This window comes from Limnomicrobium aquaticum (assembly GCF_040545545.1).
GTDB classification, from domain to species: domain Bacteria; phylum Pseudomonadota; class Alphaproteobacteria; order Rhizobiales; family Rhizobiaceae; genus Ensifer_A; species Ensifer_A aquaticum.
The window spans coordinates 1571502-1586996 of record NZ_JBEPMB010000001.1; the positions used below are offsets into that span (position 1 = coordinate 1571502).

The 15495-nt window shown below is 64.5% G+C and carries 20 protein-coding genes; 2 read left to right on the plus strand and 18 right to left on the minus strand.

All coding sequences use genetic code 11. The features are described 5' to 3' along the window. Positions 1-45: 45 nt before the first annotated feature. The 9 genes from ABID16_RS07870 to ABID16_RS07910 all read right to left on the minus strand — a co-directional run bounded on the left by ABID16_RS07870 (position 46) and on the right by ABID16_RS07910 (position 9663). Positions 46-504 (minus strand): RT0821/Lpp0805 family surface protein, encoded by a 459-nt coding sequence (locus ABID16_RS07870; RefSeq protein ID WP_354555734.1) that lies wholly within the window; start codon positions 502-504, stop codon positions 46-48. 75 nt (positions 505-579) lie between these two features. Beyond that, entirely contained in the window at positions 580-1980 is a 1401-nt protein-coding gene (locus tag ABID16_RS07875) for an ATP-binding protein (protein ID WP_354555735.1), read from the minus strand. Between the two features lie 38 nt (positions 1981-2018). Continuing rightward, positions 2019-2684 carry a response regulator transcription factor gene (locus tag ABID16_RS07880; RefSeq protein ID WP_354555736.1) on the minus strand — a complete coding sequence of 222 codons (666 nt, stop codon included), beginning with the start codon at positions 2682-2684 and terminating at the stop codon, positions 2019-2021. Between the two features lie 53 nt (positions 2685-2737). Continuing rightward, positions 2738-2941, minus strand: coding sequence for a hypothetical protein (locus ABID16_RS07885; protein WP_354555737.1), 204 nt, complete (start codon positions 2939-2941; stop codon positions 2738-2740). Between the two features lie 430 nt (positions 2942-3371). After that, complete coding sequence (locus ABID16_RS07890; RefSeq protein ID WP_354555738.1) at positions 3372-3578, minus strand: hypothetical protein; 207 nt, start codon at positions 3576-3578, stop codon at positions 3372-3374. Positions 3579-3613: 35 nt separating this feature from the next. Beyond that, entirely contained in the window at positions 3614-7435 is a 3822-nt protein-coding gene (locus ABID16_RS07895) for a baseplate multidomain protein megatron (RefSeq protein WP_354555739.1), read from the minus strand. A gap of 11 nt (positions 7436-7446) precedes the next feature. Continuing rightward, positions 7447-7887, minus strand: coding sequence for a DUF6950 family protein (locus ABID16_RS07900; RefSeq protein ID WP_354555740.1), 441 nt, complete (start codon positions 7885-7887; stop codon positions 7447-7449). Between the two features lie 262 nt (positions 7888-8149). Beyond that, complete coding sequence (locus tag ABID16_RS07905; RefSeq protein WP_354555741.1) at positions 8150-9028, minus strand: phage/gene transfer agent baseplate hub protein; 879 nt, start codon at positions 9026-9028, stop codon at positions 8150-8152. Next, positions 9025-9663, minus strand: coding sequence for a phage distal tail protein, Rcc01695 family (locus tag ABID16_RS07910; protein WP_354555742.1), 639 nt, complete (start codon positions 9661-9663; stop codon positions 9025-9027). Before ABID16_RS07910 ends, ABID16_RS07905 begins: the two co-directional genes overlap by 4 nt. Positions 9664-9814: 151 nt before the next feature. Here ABID16_RS07910 and ABID16_RS07915 point away from each other — a divergent pair, with 151 nt between their 5' ends. Next, on the plus strand, positions 9815-10171 hold the full coding sequence (locus ABID16_RS07915; RefSeq protein ID WP_354555743.1) for an endonuclease domain-containing protein: 357 nt from the start codon (positions 9815-9817) through the stop codon (positions 10169-10171). A gap of 98 nt (positions 10172-10269) precedes the next feature. Here ABID16_RS07915 and ABID16_RS07920 read toward each other — a convergent pair whose 3' ends face one another. Genes ABID16_RS07920 through ABID16_RS07935 form a run of 4 tightly spaced genes read right to left on the minus strand, consistent with a single transcriptional unit; the run spans position 10270 to position 11925 of the window. Next, positions 10270-10878 (minus strand): phage tail tape measure protein, encoded by a 609-nt coding sequence (locus tag ABID16_RS07920; RefSeq protein WP_435532369.1) that lies wholly within the window; start codon positions 10876-10878, stop codon positions 10270-10272. Beyond that, positions 10875-11093 carry a rcc01693 family protein gene (locus ABID16_RS07925; RefSeq protein ID WP_354555744.1) on the minus strand — a complete coding sequence of 73 codons (219 nt, stop codon included), beginning with the start codon at positions 11091-11093 and terminating at the stop codon, positions 10875-10877. The genes ABID16_RS07920 and ABID16_RS07925 overlap by 4 nt, the downstream gene beginning before the upstream one ends. Next, the gene (locus ABID16_RS07930; protein WP_435532391.1) at positions 11090-11515 is read right to left on the minus strand and encodes a gene transfer agent family protein; all 426 of its coding nucleotides are present in this window, start codon (positions 11513-11515) and stop codon (positions 11090-11092) included. Before ABID16_RS07930 ends, ABID16_RS07925 begins: the two co-directional genes overlap by 4 nt. Further along, positions 11512-11925, minus strand: a complete 414-nt coding sequence (locus ABID16_RS07935; protein WP_354555746.1) for a phage major tail protein, TP901-1 family — start codon at positions 11923-11925, stop codon at positions 11512-11514. The genes ABID16_RS07930 and ABID16_RS07935 overlap by 4 nt, the downstream gene beginning before the upstream one ends. Before the next feature lie 94 nt (positions 11926-12019). Between ABID16_RS07935 and ABID16_RS07940 the strand changes: the two genes are divergently transcribed. Then, positions 12020-13267: an MFS transporter gene (locus tag ABID16_RS07940; RefSeq protein WP_354555747.1), complete on the plus strand. Its 1248-nt coding sequence runs from the start codon at positions 12020-12022 to the stop codon at positions 13265-13267. Here ABID16_RS07940 and ABID16_RS07945 read toward each other — a convergent pair. The 5 genes from ABID16_RS07945 to ABID16_RS07965 form a co-directional block, all read right to left on the minus strand. Continuing rightward, complete coding sequence (locus ABID16_RS07945; RefSeq protein ID WP_354555748.1) at positions 13262-13762, minus strand: GNAT family N-acetyltransferase; 501 nt, start codon at positions 13760-13762, stop codon at positions 13262-13264. The genes ABID16_RS07940 and ABID16_RS07945 overlap by 6 nt on opposite strands. Positions 13763-13765: 3 nt before the next feature. Then, the gene (locus ABID16_RS07950; protein WP_354555749.1) at positions 13766-14041 is read right to left on the minus strand and encodes a type II toxin-antitoxin system TacA family antitoxin; all 276 of its coding nucleotides are present in this window, start codon (positions 14039-14041) and stop codon (positions 13766-13768) included. A gap of 61 nt (positions 14042-14102) precedes the next feature. After that, the gene (locus ABID16_RS07955; protein WP_354555750.1) at positions 14103-14513 is read right to left on the minus strand and encodes a DUF3168 domain-containing protein; all 411 of its coding nucleotides are present in this window, start codon (positions 14511-14513) and stop codon (positions 14103-14105) included. Beyond that, positions 14510-14845 carry a phage head closure protein gene (locus tag ABID16_RS07960; RefSeq protein ID WP_354555751.1) on the minus strand — a complete coding sequence of 112 codons (336 nt, stop codon included), beginning with the start codon at positions 14843-14845 and terminating at the stop codon, positions 14510-14512. The genes ABID16_RS07955 and ABID16_RS07960 overlap by 4 nt, the downstream gene beginning before the upstream one ends. A 4-nt stretch (positions 14846-14849) precedes the next feature. Next, on the minus strand, positions 14850-15419 hold the full coding sequence (locus ABID16_RS07965; RefSeq protein WP_354555752.1) for a head-tail connector protein: 570 nt from the start codon (positions 15417-15419) through the stop codon (positions 14850-14852). Between the last annotated feature and the right edge of the window lie 76 nt (positions 15420-15495).

The following is a 15495-nucleotide window of genomic DNA, read 5'->3' on the forward strand; positions in this document are numbered from 1 at the left end:
TTGACCTCGCTCAAATGGTTGCCCGGCATCAATTTTTTGTGAGAGTCAGGTGAGCGGCGTCCAGGTGCCGTTGGGATTGCGGCAGGCGGCCCCGCGCGCAACGAGCGAACGGCCATCGACACTTACGGTCTGGGTATACTGGCGGCAGTTCTGCGTGCCGACCTGATAGGGCGTTGCGGCAACGACCGTGCCGCTCACGCCGGTGGCGCCGGACCACGGAACAGCCTGTCCGCCGGGGGCATCTTCCAGCGCCTTGTATTCGGCCTGCAAGGCAAGCTTGCGGTCTTCAGCACCGAGGTCAGCGCCTTGAATTTGCGAGACAAGTCCGCCGTCGAGAGCGCGCACAAAAGCATCGCCTGATGAGTAGGACGTCTGCGGCGTGGCAAAGGCGAGCGGAGCCGCGGCACGCTTGCCCGTGGCGCAACCTGACGTAATGGCAGCCATCGCCAACATGGCGCCTGTCACCATCAGCTTCACAATCTTCGCCTTGCCCCCGACCGTCATTTCCCCGTCTTCCGTCCTCGCCGTATCGTCCGCTTCAGTCCTCCACTTTAATTATGGGGAACAAGCGCCTCATAATCAACCACGTTTCGGCTTTTCTTGCGCGACAATAGGCAAAATAAGCGAAGCGCGCAGTCCACCGGACGCGCCACGCGACAGGCTGAAGCGCCCCGAATACTCGGAAACGATTTCGCTGACAATGGAAAGACCAAGCCCGGAGCCGGGACGGCTCTCGTCCAGCCGCCTGCCCCGCTTCAGCGCTTCCTTGATCTCGTCCGGCTCCAGACCCGGCCCGTCATCCTCGATGGCAAGTTCGGCCATGTCGCGGCCATCCTGCTGATCGAGCTCCACGAAAGACACACGAATTTCGGATCTGGCAAAACGTGCGGCATTCTCCAGAAGATTGCCGAGGATTTCCTCGATATCCTGCTGCTCCATGGCGAGCACGGCACCGGGCGCCTTGTCATCCATCTCGAACTCGATCTCGCGATTGAGCTTCTGCATGACGCGTACGATGCGATCAAGAACGGGCCGCGCCTCGGTGCGCGCCAGAACCGTTTCGCGCTGGGCGGCGATGCGGGCGCGGTTGAGATAGGACTGCACCTGCAACTGCATCGCCTCGGCCTGCTGTGCCACCAGTGTTCCATGTGCCTGCGTCATGGCGCGGGCTTCGTTGAGGAGGACCGCGATCGGGGTCTTGAGCGAATGGGCTAGATTGCCGACCTGCATGCGCGCGCGCTCGATGATGCGGCGATTGTTGTCGATCAGCGCGTTGACCTCATTGGCCAGCGGCCGGATTTCACTGGGGAACCGCCCTTCCAGCCGCTCGGCCCGCCCGGTCCGGATATTCTCCAGAGCATTGCGCACACGGTCGAGCGGGCGCAGGCCGATGAGAATGGCGAGCGCATTGGCCAGCAGGCTGCCGGCACCGAAAATGGTCAGCGCCAGATAGAGACTGCGGTTGAAGGCCGTCACACTCGCCTCCACCACGGCCTTGTTGCCTGTGACGCGGAAGCGCACGATATCTCCCTGGTCATCCAGCTCAACCTCGGTCTCGGCGACAGAGAGACTGTTTCCGGCCGCGTCCTTGATGTCGTAGAAGCGCTGGAAACGGATATCGAAAGGCACTTCGCTTGCCGGCTTTTCCGGTAGCGGGGTCGCACCCAGCGAGGGCGAAACGAGCGGTGTCGTCTTGTACTGTCCCACCCCTTCCGCGATCCAGTACCAGCCGGTGCCCGGCTGCGAGAACTGCAGGTCGCCGAGTTCGGGCCGGCCGGCCAATTGCTTGTTCTCGTTGATGGAAACGGAGTTGACGACGTTGAAGAGATGGGCGCGCAGGAGATCGCGGAAGCTCTTTTCCGCATCGCGCCGATAGAGCGTCGAGATGGCAATGGCAATCACCACGAGACCGGCAATCGCCCAGATCGAAACCGACAGGACGACGCGGAGCGTCAGCGATTGTGCGCCGAAGCCTCTCATGCGCGGCATCTCATTCGGGTGGCCTCATCGCGGAGACCTCATTTGGCGGGAGCCTGCATGCGGTAACCGAGACCGCGCACGGTCTCGATCATGTCGACGCCCATCTTCTTGCGCAGGCGGCCGACAAACACCTCGATCGTGTTGGAATCGCGATCGAAGTCCTGATCGTAAAGGTGCTCGGTCAGTTCGGTGCGCGAGACAACCTCGCCCATGTGATGCATCAGATAGGACAGAAGCCGGAACTCGTGGGAGGTCAGCTTCAGCGTCACGCCATCGACGGTCGCCTTGGAACTCTTCGTGTCCAGGCGGACGGGGCCGCAGATGAGGTCGGACGAGGCATGGCCGGCGGCGCGGCGGATGAGTGCGCGCAGCCGCGCCAGAACTTCCTCGATATGGAAGGGCTTGGCGACATAGTCGTCGGCACCCGCATCAATGCCGGCCACCTTGTCGGACCAGCGATCGCGGGCCGTCAAAATCAGAACCGGCATGACACGCCCTGCGGCGCGCCATTTTTCCAGAACGGTGATCCCGTCCATTTCCGGCAGGCCGATATCGAGCACGACGGCGTCATAGGGCTCGGTGTCGCCGAGGAAATGCCCCTCCTCGCCGTCGTATGCCTGATCGACGACGTAGCCCGCCTCTTTCAGCGTATCGCTCAGCTGCCGGTTCAGGTTTGCGTCGTCTTCAACGACCAGAATGCGCATGCGTCAAATCCCGTCTTTCGCGCCACTTAGCCGGCGCATATTACATCGGCCCATTACATAGGTTTGTGAACGACCTTCTTCTTCGGACGTTCGCCGCTATTTTGCACCAATATCGTGATGACGCATTCGTTGCCAACGGGCTCGACCGAAAGAAGCGTTCCGCCATTCTCCGACAGCGCCTCGCGGGCGGCTGCCGAACAATCGCCACGAACGGCGATAATGTCCTTGTTGGCGTGGTTGGCGGGTGCTCCCGCCAAGCCAAGTCCTAGGGCCGCCACGGCCAAAATCAGATGCGATCCCATTGCATTGCTTTCATGAGCTTGAATGTCTCAAATCGAGCTTATTCATACAGATGTGCATCTGAATGACAAATGAACATGAGGCGAAAAGTCGCCGCCGTGCAAGCCGAAAGGCCATGCCGAGCGCGACGTTTCCCCGCTTTCCCGAACGGCAGGACGCCAGGATAGTCCCGCCGGCGAGCCGTTCAATCGCCCGATTTCATAGAGCGCGGTTCGTGAGCCACATAGGCAAAGCAGGCGAGACCAACCGCAACGGGCAGGACGGTCCAGATCAAAATCTCGAAAAACATGTGTGCACCCAAAATAGCCGAAACGAATCACTTGAAGATATCCGATCGGCCGCCTTCCGCACCCCGAAAATCAGGGGGTACGGAAGGTGCCGCAAGCCTCACGCCACTTTCGCGGTGGCCTTCATCCGGCCCCAGATGGCCACAAGCCCGCCGACCGTGCCGGCAAGCGACAGCGCGGCATCCGCCAGCTGCCCCTGATCGGCAACGGAGAGATTGTAACCGCCGGCATGTGCCAGCGAGGCGGAAATGGCGATCACCGCACCCCAGATGGTGCGGGACTGATACCAGGTCTTCATGTCTTCCATGGGTCTTCTCCTTCGGGTTGAAGAGGTTCATGCATTTAAAGGGAGATGCTGGCCTCGGCAGGCAGGCCGGCGGCGACGGTCCAGCCGATCTGACGGACGCGGTAGTGAATGTTAGAGGGTGGCGCTCCGAGATCAGCGAGCGCATCGGCAGCGGCGTAGGTAAAGCCTGCTATCGTTGTTTCGGCGCTGCGCAGGCGCGCGCCGCTTCCATCCAGGATCTCGATGAGATAGCGCTCCTCCGGCTCGTCGAGCGGGATGTCGTAGGCGTCCCAGTTGTCGCCATCGATACGGCCGGCGCGCGTCCATGATAGGCCGATATCGCCCGACGGCCGACGCTCGGCGCGAAGATGAAGCGGAGCCAGTGGTGTGGCCGCCCGCCGCCCGCCGGCAAAGGCGAAAGGACCGACGGTCGATATCCCTGCTTCGGCCCGCCAGTTGAGAGAAAGCCCCGCCTCGCCCGGATCGAGCCCCAGCGAGACGACGGCATCATCGAGGCGCACGACATCCGCGCCGCTCATCGCACCCGCCGTCATGGCGTCCGTGGTACCGAACTGGCCGCGCAACAGTCTGGTGAGCCGCCAGCGGCCCACGGCCACTTCCTCCGCCATCGCGAAGCTGACGATCTCGAAAACGCCATTGGCCGCGCGCACCGCCAGCCGGTTCGAACCGCCGGAAAATTCGGCCTCCGTCACCGAGGCGAAGCTGCCGAATGCCAGCGTCACGTCGAGCACGCCGCCCAGATCGATCCGGCCGGAAATGCCAGGCGCCAGCGGGCTTGCAAGCGTGCCCATGGTCGCCGGGCGCGTGGCGATGGCGCGCGGGCGATAGCCTTCCGTGCCCATGGATGCAGACAGCGTGACCGTCCGCCAGGGTCGAGCCAGAACGGCAGCGCTTGCATAGGCTTCCGGCGGCTTCGATCCCAGACGCGGCAGATCGAGGAAGACCACCTCCGGCGCGAAAGCCTCTGCCGCACCGCCGGAACCGACGCGCGCCACACTCTGCGCATAGGCATGCGCGCCGACCGGGGGACTGTATTCCAGTGCCTCCACCGCGCGCGCCGCGCCGTCTTCGACACGGGCAACGCGGAAGCGCCCGGCAAGACCGGGCAGAGTGACGACGTCGCCGGGCTCCAGCTCCATCTGAAAGGGCGCGACATCAAGCTTGATGGACCGGCGACCCAGCCGCTGGTCGCGCAGGGTTTCTTCTGCCGCCGCAGCCGCCGTCGCTTCCGCCAGCACGCCGGCGATCGCGCCGGACGCAACGCGATCATTGCCCACCGCCATGCGCCGCGAGCGGGCAACAGCGCTTTCATAATCGCCCGCCTCGTCATAGTAGTCGAGCGTCACCTGAGCGGCGACATCGCTTTCCTGCGCCCGTGTCTCGGTCCAGAGCGGCTTGTCTTCGAGATCGGCGAACACTTCGAGCGCAAGCGGCGGGTTCGACACTTTGGCGCGCGAGGAGAAGACGAGCCTGCCGCCGCTCTCGCGGCAATCGATCTGAAACGCCGACATCAACGGCTCGATCATGGTGCGCGCCGAAGCGACATCGCCCTGCACATAGCCGGTGAGGTCGCCCGAGACCGCGGAGACATCAAAATCCGCAAAGCCGTGATCGGCCAGGATCGCGGCAATGACATCGGCGAGCGTCCCCGCCCCCAGCCGCCCGTTCAGCCAATGCCCCGTCTGCCAGTTGCCGCCATCGGCGAAGAGCGCGGTGTCGTAAGGAAAGGCGGGGATCGGTCGCGCATCCCAGGTCCAGACCGTGATGTCCCGCATCGCCAGCATCCCGGCGGGCGCCGTCCCGCTCTTCCAATGCGCGTAATGCGCCTCCAGAAACCGCCGCTGCATCGCGTCGCTGCGCTGGCCGGAGGAGAAATACGGCATGGCGCTTTCCGCCGATTTCGGATCGGGAAAGACATTCGGCTGGTTCGCGCCGCGCTCGACCGCAGGACAACCGAGTTCGGTGAACCAGACCGGCTTCATGCCGGGCAGCCAGCCGGTGGGGCTTGCCAGTTCCACCCCGCCGCGCCGCTCGTAATGGCGGTTCGCCCACCAGCCGGCGATATCCTTGGCGCGGAACACCCAGGGCTTTCCGGCCGCGCCATCGGTGATCGCCATGCGGGTCCGGCTCGCCCGTGCGGCATTGCTTGCATAATACCAGTCGAAATATTCGCCGCTGTTGATTGCACGGGCCATGGCCTCGCGATCGTCAGCTGTTCGCGCACCGTCCGGATTGGCGGCAAGCAAGTCGTCGTCGCGCCAGTCGGCGAGCGGCATGTAATTGTCGATGCCAATCGCATCGATATTGGGGCTCGCCCAAAGCGGATCGAGGTTGAAGAAACGGTCTCCCGAACCGTCTTCGGGATGGAGCCCTGAATATTCGCTCCAGTCGGCGGCGTAGGTGAGTTTGACCCCACTGCCGACAATGCCGCGCACATCGGCGGCCAGGGTGGTCAGAGCCTCCACAAAGGGAAACGCACCTGCCTGATCGCGCAGCCGCGTCAGTCCGCGCATTTCCGAGCCGATGATGAAGGAATGCACCCCGCCGGCGAGTGCCGCCAGATGCGCATAATGCAGGATCATGCGGCGATAGCCCTCGCCCGATCCCGTGTAACTGACCGCACCGGCCGCGACGTTGAAATCACCCGGAGAGGCGCTCCCGCAAAACGCATTGACGGCGGCGCGTGTCGAGGCACTTTTGTCCGCCATCGCCGTGATGCGGCCCCGCCAGGGATAGGCGGCCTGCTGGCTCGCGCCATAGGGATCGGGCAGGCCGCTGCCTGCCGGGATATCCATCATCATCAGCGGGTAGAGCGTCACCGCCAGCCCGCGCGCCTTGAGGTCGGCAATGGCGGCGAGCACTGCCGCATCATTCGGCGTGCCGCCATAGGCCGGGCCGCCATTGACCGTCGAAATCAGATGCGCGGCACTGCGCGGCACGCCGGAGACTTGCCAGGGCGTACTTTCGTCCGTGCGGGCCGCCACCTCGACGCCCGGCACGATGCGGCACTGTTCGGCCCGCAAATCCGTCCCGAACCACGATACGACCAAAGAGACACGCTTCAGGTTGGGGCAGAGCGCCTGCAGCTCGTCAAGCGAGGCCTGCCAGTCGGTCGCGGCATAGCCGACATTCCGATTGAGGATGCGCGAGGCGCCCGGCCCGGTCGTTTCCGTGACCTGAACCGGCGCATAGCCATGCTCGCTCGCGCCGGGAATGATGGTGACCGCCTCGATCTCCTTCTCCAGCGTGCCGATGGCGCGGACGACTTCGAACTGGAGCACCGGAATACGATTGCCGAAATCGTCGAGCGGCAGCCGCTCGAAGACCACATAGGCGGTGTTGCGATAGGCGGGCGCATTGCCCACGCCCTGTTTCGCCTCGATCAACGGATCGGGCAGCTGGTGTGCCGTGCCGCGATGAAGCCGCATCTCGACGCCCGAGAGATCGAGTGGCTGCCCATCCGCCCAGACGCGGCGGATGGCCGTGACCTCGCCCTCACAAAGCCCGACAGCGAAATTGGCGAAATAACGATAGCTTGTCGTTGTGACGCCGCCACCGCCGAAGGCCTTGCCGCCGGATCGTTCCGTCGTGACCTCTTCTTCGAAGCGTGTGGCCCAGAAGAGCGTGCCGCCAATGCGCGCCGTGCCGTAGAGCCGTGTCATCGGCGTGCCCTCGTCGGCGCCCGGAATGCGCGCCGTGGCCAGCCGCGCGCCCGTCACGGTCGATCCGGAGCCGATCAGCGCGCGATCGATGGATGCGCCCGCAAGCGCGCCCACCGCCTGCCCGATGGCAGAGCCCACGGGACCGAAGACCGAACCGAGCGCCGCGCCCGCCGCCTGCAACAGCAATGTCGCCATGATGAAATGCCTCAGATATCGGGAAAGCGATGGACGGCAGCGATCCGCCGCGCCCAGGAGGGAACGAGCGGCGAGGAGACGACGCCCGCCGGTTCGTAGGCGTGAATGAAGCGCCCTTCGCCGGCAAAAATGCCGAGATGCTTGGCCGCCACACCGGGCCTGAACCGGAAGAGAAGGATATCGCCCGGCTGCATCTCTGCCCGGTCGATCGGCGGGCCGAAATGGCGCAGCGCCGCATCCGCCAGCCGTTCGGCACCGCCGCGTTCGGCCCAGTCGGGCGCATAGGGTCCAGGCTCTTCCGGCTCCTCGCCGCAGAGCTCGCGCCAGAGGCCGCGCACGAGCCCGAGACAATCGCAGCCGACGCCCTTCAGCGAGGCCTGATGGCGATAGGGCGTGCCGATCCAGCCGGCGGCCGCGTTAAGTATGCGCGCAGAAGTTTTCACCGGGTTCATGTCCAGTTCAGATTGGATCGTGTAAAGAATTTGTTAACGGTGCGGCTGACGGTGGAACTTCTGACCTGCATCGCGATTACAGAGAGTATCGAGTCTGTATTTGGGGATCGCACATGACTTACCAGACGCTCATTATTGTCAGCCTTGTCTTCGCAGGCTTCTTCCTGATTTCCGCGCCCGAGCGCGCCTCGCTGATCGATATGCTCGGCCTTCGCCGGAAGGCGGGACGCTGATCGCTGCCTCCCCTTTTCGGCAGCGTAGCTCAACCCGCCAGCACCGAACCGTCATGGGCGGTTGCGCCACTCACATAGCTATAGGCAAAGTCGGAACCCGGCATGTGCGGAAAGCCCTGAAAATTCAGAGCATTGCCGAATTTGCCCTTGCAGGTCGCAAAGGCCTTGTCGCAGCCGGCAACGATCTCGAACGTATCGCCGGCGGACGGGCTTTCAGGCAACGGCAGCCAGAAGGTGAGCCGCGCGGGATCGCCCGCCTGATGCCCGGCAATATCGACCGCACGGCCCGTCAGCGCACCGCTGGTAAAGGTCAGCACACCGAAGCCGAACCAGCCACTCGCAAAAGCTGAAACTCCGGATACGCTTGCCTGCAGTGTATCCGCCGCCACAATACTTCCCGTCGCCCGGAATGCCGCGAGACTGACGCCGCAGCGTGCATCCCCCAGCCGCGCATCGCAGCGGCGGCCATAGAGGCGACCGCTCGGCTGATCCAGCCGGCCAGCCAGCCCGCGCAGCTCGGCGCGGAAGCTGTTTTCGGTGCGCGTCACCTCGCCGATCTCGCGGACATGCTCCAGCAGAAACTGTGACGGATCGGCCCAGTTGACCAGCAGCACGTCGACCCGCGCGCCGTCATAGCGCCCGCGTTCGAGATCGACATCCGAAATGGCATCCGACGAAAACGCCCCGGCCACCTCACCGTTTGGCGCAGCCAGCCCCAATGCGGTTTCTGCCTCGCTCGCCGAAAAGCCGCTGGCCGCGAAAAAGCGCATGCCATCGACCGTGAGGTCTGCATCGTGTTCGGTGAAGCCCAGCACGGTTCCGTCGCGCCGCGTCAACCGCCAGCAGCGGCAGAGCGTCGTCGCCCCCGTGTCGATATGCGCCGTCAACGCGGCCGGAAGCGTTCTCATGGCAGAACCTCGATCAGCGGAATGGTGGGAATGCGCCCGGCATTGAAGGCGGAAAGATCGATATCGATCCGGCTCACCGCAAAGCGCACCGGCACGTCAAACTCGAACCCCGCCTGCACGATCGCACCGGCCGGCGGGATATAGGCATTGCCGAAGGTGACGCGACCGCTGGTCGTATCGAGGGAGTACCGGGACGCCGCCTGCTCCGCGCCATTGACCGCCACCCGCACGGTGCCCGCCACCGGCTTGGCAATCGTCCGCACGGTCGAGGCGCCGGCATCTGCGTAGGTCTTGACGAGCTGAAAGGTCGCCGTGACGCCGTCGCCCGTCCCGATCACCTGATCCGTCGCCGCGACCGCCTGCCCCGGCGGTCCCGACTGATGGTCCACCGGATCGCGAAAGCGAAACCCGTAAAGCTCTCCCGCGCGCGCCTCGAAGAAGGCCAGCACCGCATACAGATCGGCCACCGAGCGGATGCCCGAGCCCGCATCGTAGCTGCGCCGCGAATTGCGCCACCGCGCATTGCGCGCCTCGCGCCCATTGGAAAGATTGACAATATCCGTCATCCGCTCCGGCCCGCCACTGACGCCCAGCGCCAGCCGCAGCGGAAAACGGACCTCATGGAAGGAGGTCATGGGTGCCTTTCCTCCTCTCCCCCTGTGGGAGAGGATAGCTCGCCCCAAGAGCCGGAGGCGATTGGTTTGGCGAGCTTGGTGAGGGGTAAATCTCCGGTTGCGTCTCCCGAAGTTTCAGAAGACACTTGGCGGTGTCGAAGAGGTCTTATTCATGCCCCATCATGAACCGCCGGAGCGGCATCGGCGACATGCACGGTCCATGCGCAAGGAGGGAACCAGAGGAGAAGCAATCCTCTGGAGCCAACTCAAGGACCGCCGCATAGGCGGCATAAAATTCCGGCGCCAGGTTCCGCTCAAAGGTTACATCATCGACTTCATTTCCTTCGAGGCGCGGCTGATTGTCGAGGTCGATGGCAGCCAGCACGCGGAAAGCGCAGCGGACAGAATACGAGACGAGGCCTTCGCGGCCGATGGCTTCGTGACATTGCGCTTCTGGAATGATGAAGTTGAGCAATCGCTGGATTTGGTCGTTCGAAAGATACTGATGGCATTGGACAAGCCAATCTGAAGGATCAAAGAACACCCCTCACCAAGCTCGCCACGCCAATCGCCTGCGGCTCTTGGGGCGAGCTATCCTCTCCCACAAGGGGAGAGGAAGAACGACCCTCACACCCCTCGTCTCCCCCGTGCTGTCGCCCGCGTCAGCATCGCGGAGATCTGCGCTTCCGACTTGCGGAAGCTGCCGGCGTCGGGGGTGGAGACGTTGAAGACGATGGTCTGGCCACCACCTCCGCCCGCTCCCGCCGCGACGCCGAGACGGCCGTCGGGGCCGCGCTTTAAGGGGAGGATGGCTTCAGACCCAGCCTCGCCCATGAGGCCGATCCCGCCGCCCGTCGGGAAGTAGGTGGGCGCCGAAACGACGCCACCGGCGGCAAAGGGCTGGATTGCGCCGGGCACGCCACCCTTGGCGAAGCCGAGGAGGCTGGAAAGCCCGCCGGACAATCCGCTTGTGAGAGTGGATGCCAGGCTGCCGGCTGCGCTGTTGACGAGATTTTCCAGCGGCTTCGTGCCGGCGGAGAGTGCGATATCGGTCAGGCGATGGGCGAGGCCCTTCAGCACATCTTCCAGGCTCTTGCCATCAACGCTCGCGGACTTGAGCGCCGAGGACAAGGCCGCGCCGAAGGATTTCGAGCGTGCCTCAAGCTGCGTCATCGCCTGATCGAGGGCGGCGGTGTCGAGGCTGCCGGGGCCGCCGGGGCTTGTGGGATCGGTCATGAAATGGGCTCCTTGTCGTCCGGATAGCGCGCCATCAGATCTTTCAGCGGCAGGTCGAAGCGGGGGCTGAGGCCGCCCGTGATGGCGTGGAACTCGATGGGCGTCAGCGCCCAGAAATCGCGGGGGGAAAGCCGCAGCAGGAAAAGCCCGGCATGGATCGCCTCGCGCCAGGGGAACGCGCGGGGCTGCTCCGGCTCTTCTGCTGCGGCGCTCAAGGGCGGGGCGTGAGGCTCTCGCCCAAAGTCTGTCCGTCTGCCTGCGGCGCAACCGACAAGGAAGGCGCAGCACCCGTTCCATCCCCGCCCTGCGGCCCGAAGGCCGAGAGCAGCAGTTCCGCCACGATCCGCGCCGCACCGGCAAGCCCGCCCTCGATCTCCATCTCGCCCACGTCCTCATCCGACAGCAGATTGCCGCCGCCGCGAAGCCCCGCGCCGATGATGCGGATCATGTCGCCGGCCTTGAGACGGCCGGTCGAGAAGCGCGCGGCAAGGTCATGCAAGCTGTCCGAACCAAAGGCAGTTTCCAGCTCTGCAAGACCGCCCAGCGTCAGGCAGAGAACGCGCCGCTCGCCGCCGATCACCGCCTCGATTTCGCCGCGCCGGCGGTTGGCGCGGCCTTTGCTCAAGCGCTCCATCAGAGCGCTCCGAAGGTCAGTTGCCCGGCGGATTCCAGCGAGAGATCGAACAGAACCTCGCCATTATACTGGCCGGAATATTCGAGTGCCGCGATCTGGAACGGGCCCGTCACGGTCCCGAAATCCGGGATGACGACCTGCCAGTTGAGGATCGCGCCGGAGAAGAAGGCGGAGCGCACGAGTTCGTCGGAAGCCTGATCCTTGAAGAGGCCCGAACCTGAGAGCGCGGCGCGGTTGATGCCGGCGCCGGCCAGCAATTCGCGCCAGCGCCCGGCGCTTTCGGCATCGGTCACGTCGACCTGGCTCGCATTGAAGGCCAGCTTGCGGCTACGCAGGCCCGCAACGGTGACATAGGCGAAGGTGGTCGAATTGAAGACTTTCAGAAGCAGATCGCGGCCTTTTTGCGCGGTCATGGCACTTTCCTTTCGAGGATCATTGCGATATGTTCATATTATGTTCACGGGACGTGGCCAGAGTGTCCGTGCATCTCAATCCACAGGCTCTCTCTTGTCCGTCGCACCCTTGCCCGCTTCGCCGCTGCCCGTTTCGCTGACGAAGCTCCGCCTGATTGCCGTCCTGTCGGTCTCCCAGCTTGTCGGCTGGGGCACGACGTTCGACATGCCCTCCGTGCTCGGACGGGCGATGGAGCGCGACCTTGCCATGCCCTTCGAGACGATCTTCGGCGGGCTGACGATGATGATGGTTGTGATGGCGCTGGCGAGCCCCAAGGCCGGGCACCTGCTGGTGCGGCTTGGCGCGGCTCGTGTGCTGGCCATGGGGTCGGTTCTGATGGCGGCGGGGCTTCTGGCGCTGTCGCTTTCGCAGGGGCCAGTCAGCTATTTCGCCGCCTGGCTGGTGATCGGCCTTGGCGGCACATGCGCGCTGACGGTCTCCGCCAATACCGCCGTCGTCGAGCGGCAGGGTGTTGCGGCCAAGCGCACGGTCGGCACGCTGATGATCTTCACCGGTCTCTCATCCGCCATTTTCTGGCCGATCCTGAACTATGCCGAAGCCGCTATCGGCTGGCGCGCAGCCCTGCAGATTGCGGCCACCGCACATGTCGCCCTGCTGCTGCCGCTACACATGTTCGGCCTGCCTGCGCGGGTCGAGTGCGCGGACGGGGAAGCAGGCGCACCGCCGGCGACAAGCACACTGCCAACGCTCGATGCGCGCGACAGGCTGCGCGCCTTTCTGCTGATTGCCTCGGCCTCCAGCCTCAACAGCCTGACGTCCTTTGGTATTTCAGCCTCGCTGATCGAGCTTCTGAAACTCGCAGGCGCGGCTCCCGGTCTTGCGTTGACGCTTGCGTCGCTGCGCGGCGTCATCGGCATTTCGGCGCGGCTTGCCGATCTTCTGGCCGGGGAGCGCACCTCGCCGGTCGCCTCGGGGCTTGCAGCCAGCCTTGCCATGTTCGGCGCTTTCCTGCTGCTCGCCGCCTTTCCGGCCTCGAGCTTCGTCGTGCCGCTCATCTTCGTGCTGCTTTATGGTGCGGGCTCGGGCGTGGCCGCTGTTGCCCGTGCTCTGTTGCCGCTCGCCTTCTTCACCCGCGCAGACTTCGCCCTCATGTCCAGCCGCGTCGCACTGCCGCAAAACATAGCCTCGGCCCTCTCCCCCGTCCTCTTCGCTGCCATGATGGAGAATTTCGGGCTGACGGGCGTGATTGCGCTGGCCCTGACGCTGACCTTTCTCACCTGCGCCAGCATGACCGGGCTGATGCTGCTGAAGGCGCGGGCGGCGATATCCGGGCCGTCATGATCCGATATTAAGTGCAATATCCTGAAGCGGCAGGAGCAGCGTTCTCTCGCTGCCTCTCGCGGCGCGGAAGCCGTATTTCGCGTAAAAGCCTGTGGCCTCGTCATCCATCGCATGGACCATCAGCGCCCGAAAGGCGACATGCTCGGCACCCGCGACTGCGGACAGAATCGCGGCCCTGAGCAATTGCGCGCCCAGCCCCCTGCCCTGATGCCGCCGGTCAACTGCAAGCCGCGCCAGAAGAGCCACCGGAATGTCACGCGGGCTACCATGTCCGCCGATCTCGCGCGGCGCTTCGTTACGGGCAATCATGGCGGCGCAGAGCGAATAGTAGCCGACGACTGAAAAGTCTTCCGTCGCGATGACGAAGGTGCGGGCGAGACCGTTTTCGTGATTGGCGACGGCGATGTCTTGCAGATAATGATCCAGATCGGGCTTGCCGCTCTCGAACCCCTGAAGCCGGTGCCGGCTCTGAAGCGCTACCGGCCGGCGATACATAGCTCAGTCGATCCAGTCGCGATGGGTGCCAAGCAGCTTTTCCAGCGCCGCATTCGCCCGGGCAGGTTCCGAAAGCAGCGCTTCCACGGCGTCGAACGCCTCCGGATCAAGAGCCACGAACCGCTGGTCCAGCAGTTCCTTGCGCGCCGCCGCATAGGCCGCCTCGGTGACGAACGCAGTCAGCGATTTGCCCGCAGCACCCGCTGCGCGCTGGATCGTTTCCAGCGTGGCGGGTTCCATACGGAAAGTCACCGTTTCGTTCTTGCGGGCAAGAGCCATGGCAGGATCCACGTTGTAATGAGCGCGTAAAATACCGCCACGTCATAACAACGTCAATACATCAACCGTTCGTCGTCACGGCCCGAAACACCATTTCCGCCACATGCGCATCCGTCTTAGCCTCGCGGCGCGTGCGGGTTTTCACATGCAGAAGGCTGACCAGCGTCACTCCGCCGGAAAGCGTCAGCGCAGCATTGTCGAGGCTTGCCCGGACGAGGCCGGCGATGGCCTGGGCCTCGCGGTGACCGGCGAGCGATGACCAAGCGTCGAGCGCGATCTGGTGTTCCAGCCCACCGTCATTGTCCGCGCCCCATTCGGTCGAGACGATGTCGCGCAGCACGACATAGGGCATCGCCGCCCTGGTCAGCAGGCGGTCGTGGATGGCGTTCGGGCCGATGATCGCCGTCAGTGCGGCATTGGCGTTCAACGCCGCAACGACAGCGGCGGAAAGGGCCGATTGCGGATCTGTCATAGCGCGCCCTCCTCGCACAGGCAGACGAGATAGCGTCCGGTTTCGTCCGGCTCGCGGATGGCGCGGATCGTGAAGACGCGCGCGCCTTTTCGAAAGCGCATCCCCTCGGCCACGCCCTCGCGGGCGCGGATCCAGATGCGATGGGTGAGTTGTCCGCGCATCTGCCCCGCCGTCTCGGCGAAGGTGAAGTTCGCGGGCTCGATGCGCGCCCAGAGCGAGGCGGCGACCGTCCAGGCGGTCACCGCGCCGCCCTGCCAGTCGGCCGTTGAACTTGCGGCTTCGAGGTCGAGCCGGGCGGTGAACTGGCCGGGGTCGAGAAAGGTCATGTTCATGGCGTCAGAGCCTCACCGGGCGAAAGGGCGACACCAGCCGGTCGTAACCGGCGGGAATCGCGGCGGGCTGCATGTCGGAGGGGACCGCGCCGCGCAGTTCGTACATCAGCGCGACATGCATCAGCATGGCCCGCTTCAGCGCATCGGGCACGTCGGCTCCCGTGTCGCCAAAGCCGGCCCTCACGTCGATTTCGATGCCGTTCAGCGTCCGGCTCGTCGGCGGCAGGGTGGGCAGGAAGAGACGCGCGGGGCTTGCGGCGGCATCCAGCACATAGCCGGTCAGTGCCACGGCCTGCGGATTGCCCGCCGCGTCATAAACCGTCACGCTTTCAAGGCTTTGCAGCGGCGCGATGGCAAGTTGAATCAGCCCATCCGCCGGCCAGTCGTCGAGATAGAAGCGCAGCGTCTGCGTGATCAGCGCGAGGCCGGTTGTCGCTTCGAGATATTGCCGGGCAGCGGCGATGAGGCTGGTCAACAATGTGTCCTCGCCGCTCCCGTCGAGGCGCAGATGAGACTTTACATCCGCCAGCGTCAGCGATTCGGCGGCGGGCGGCGTGATGATGGTGTGGGTCATGGGGGCCTCGTGTTTTCAAAGATGTCAGCTGCATCTGAGGGTGGGGCGAAAGACCCCTCCCCACCCTCCCCACAAG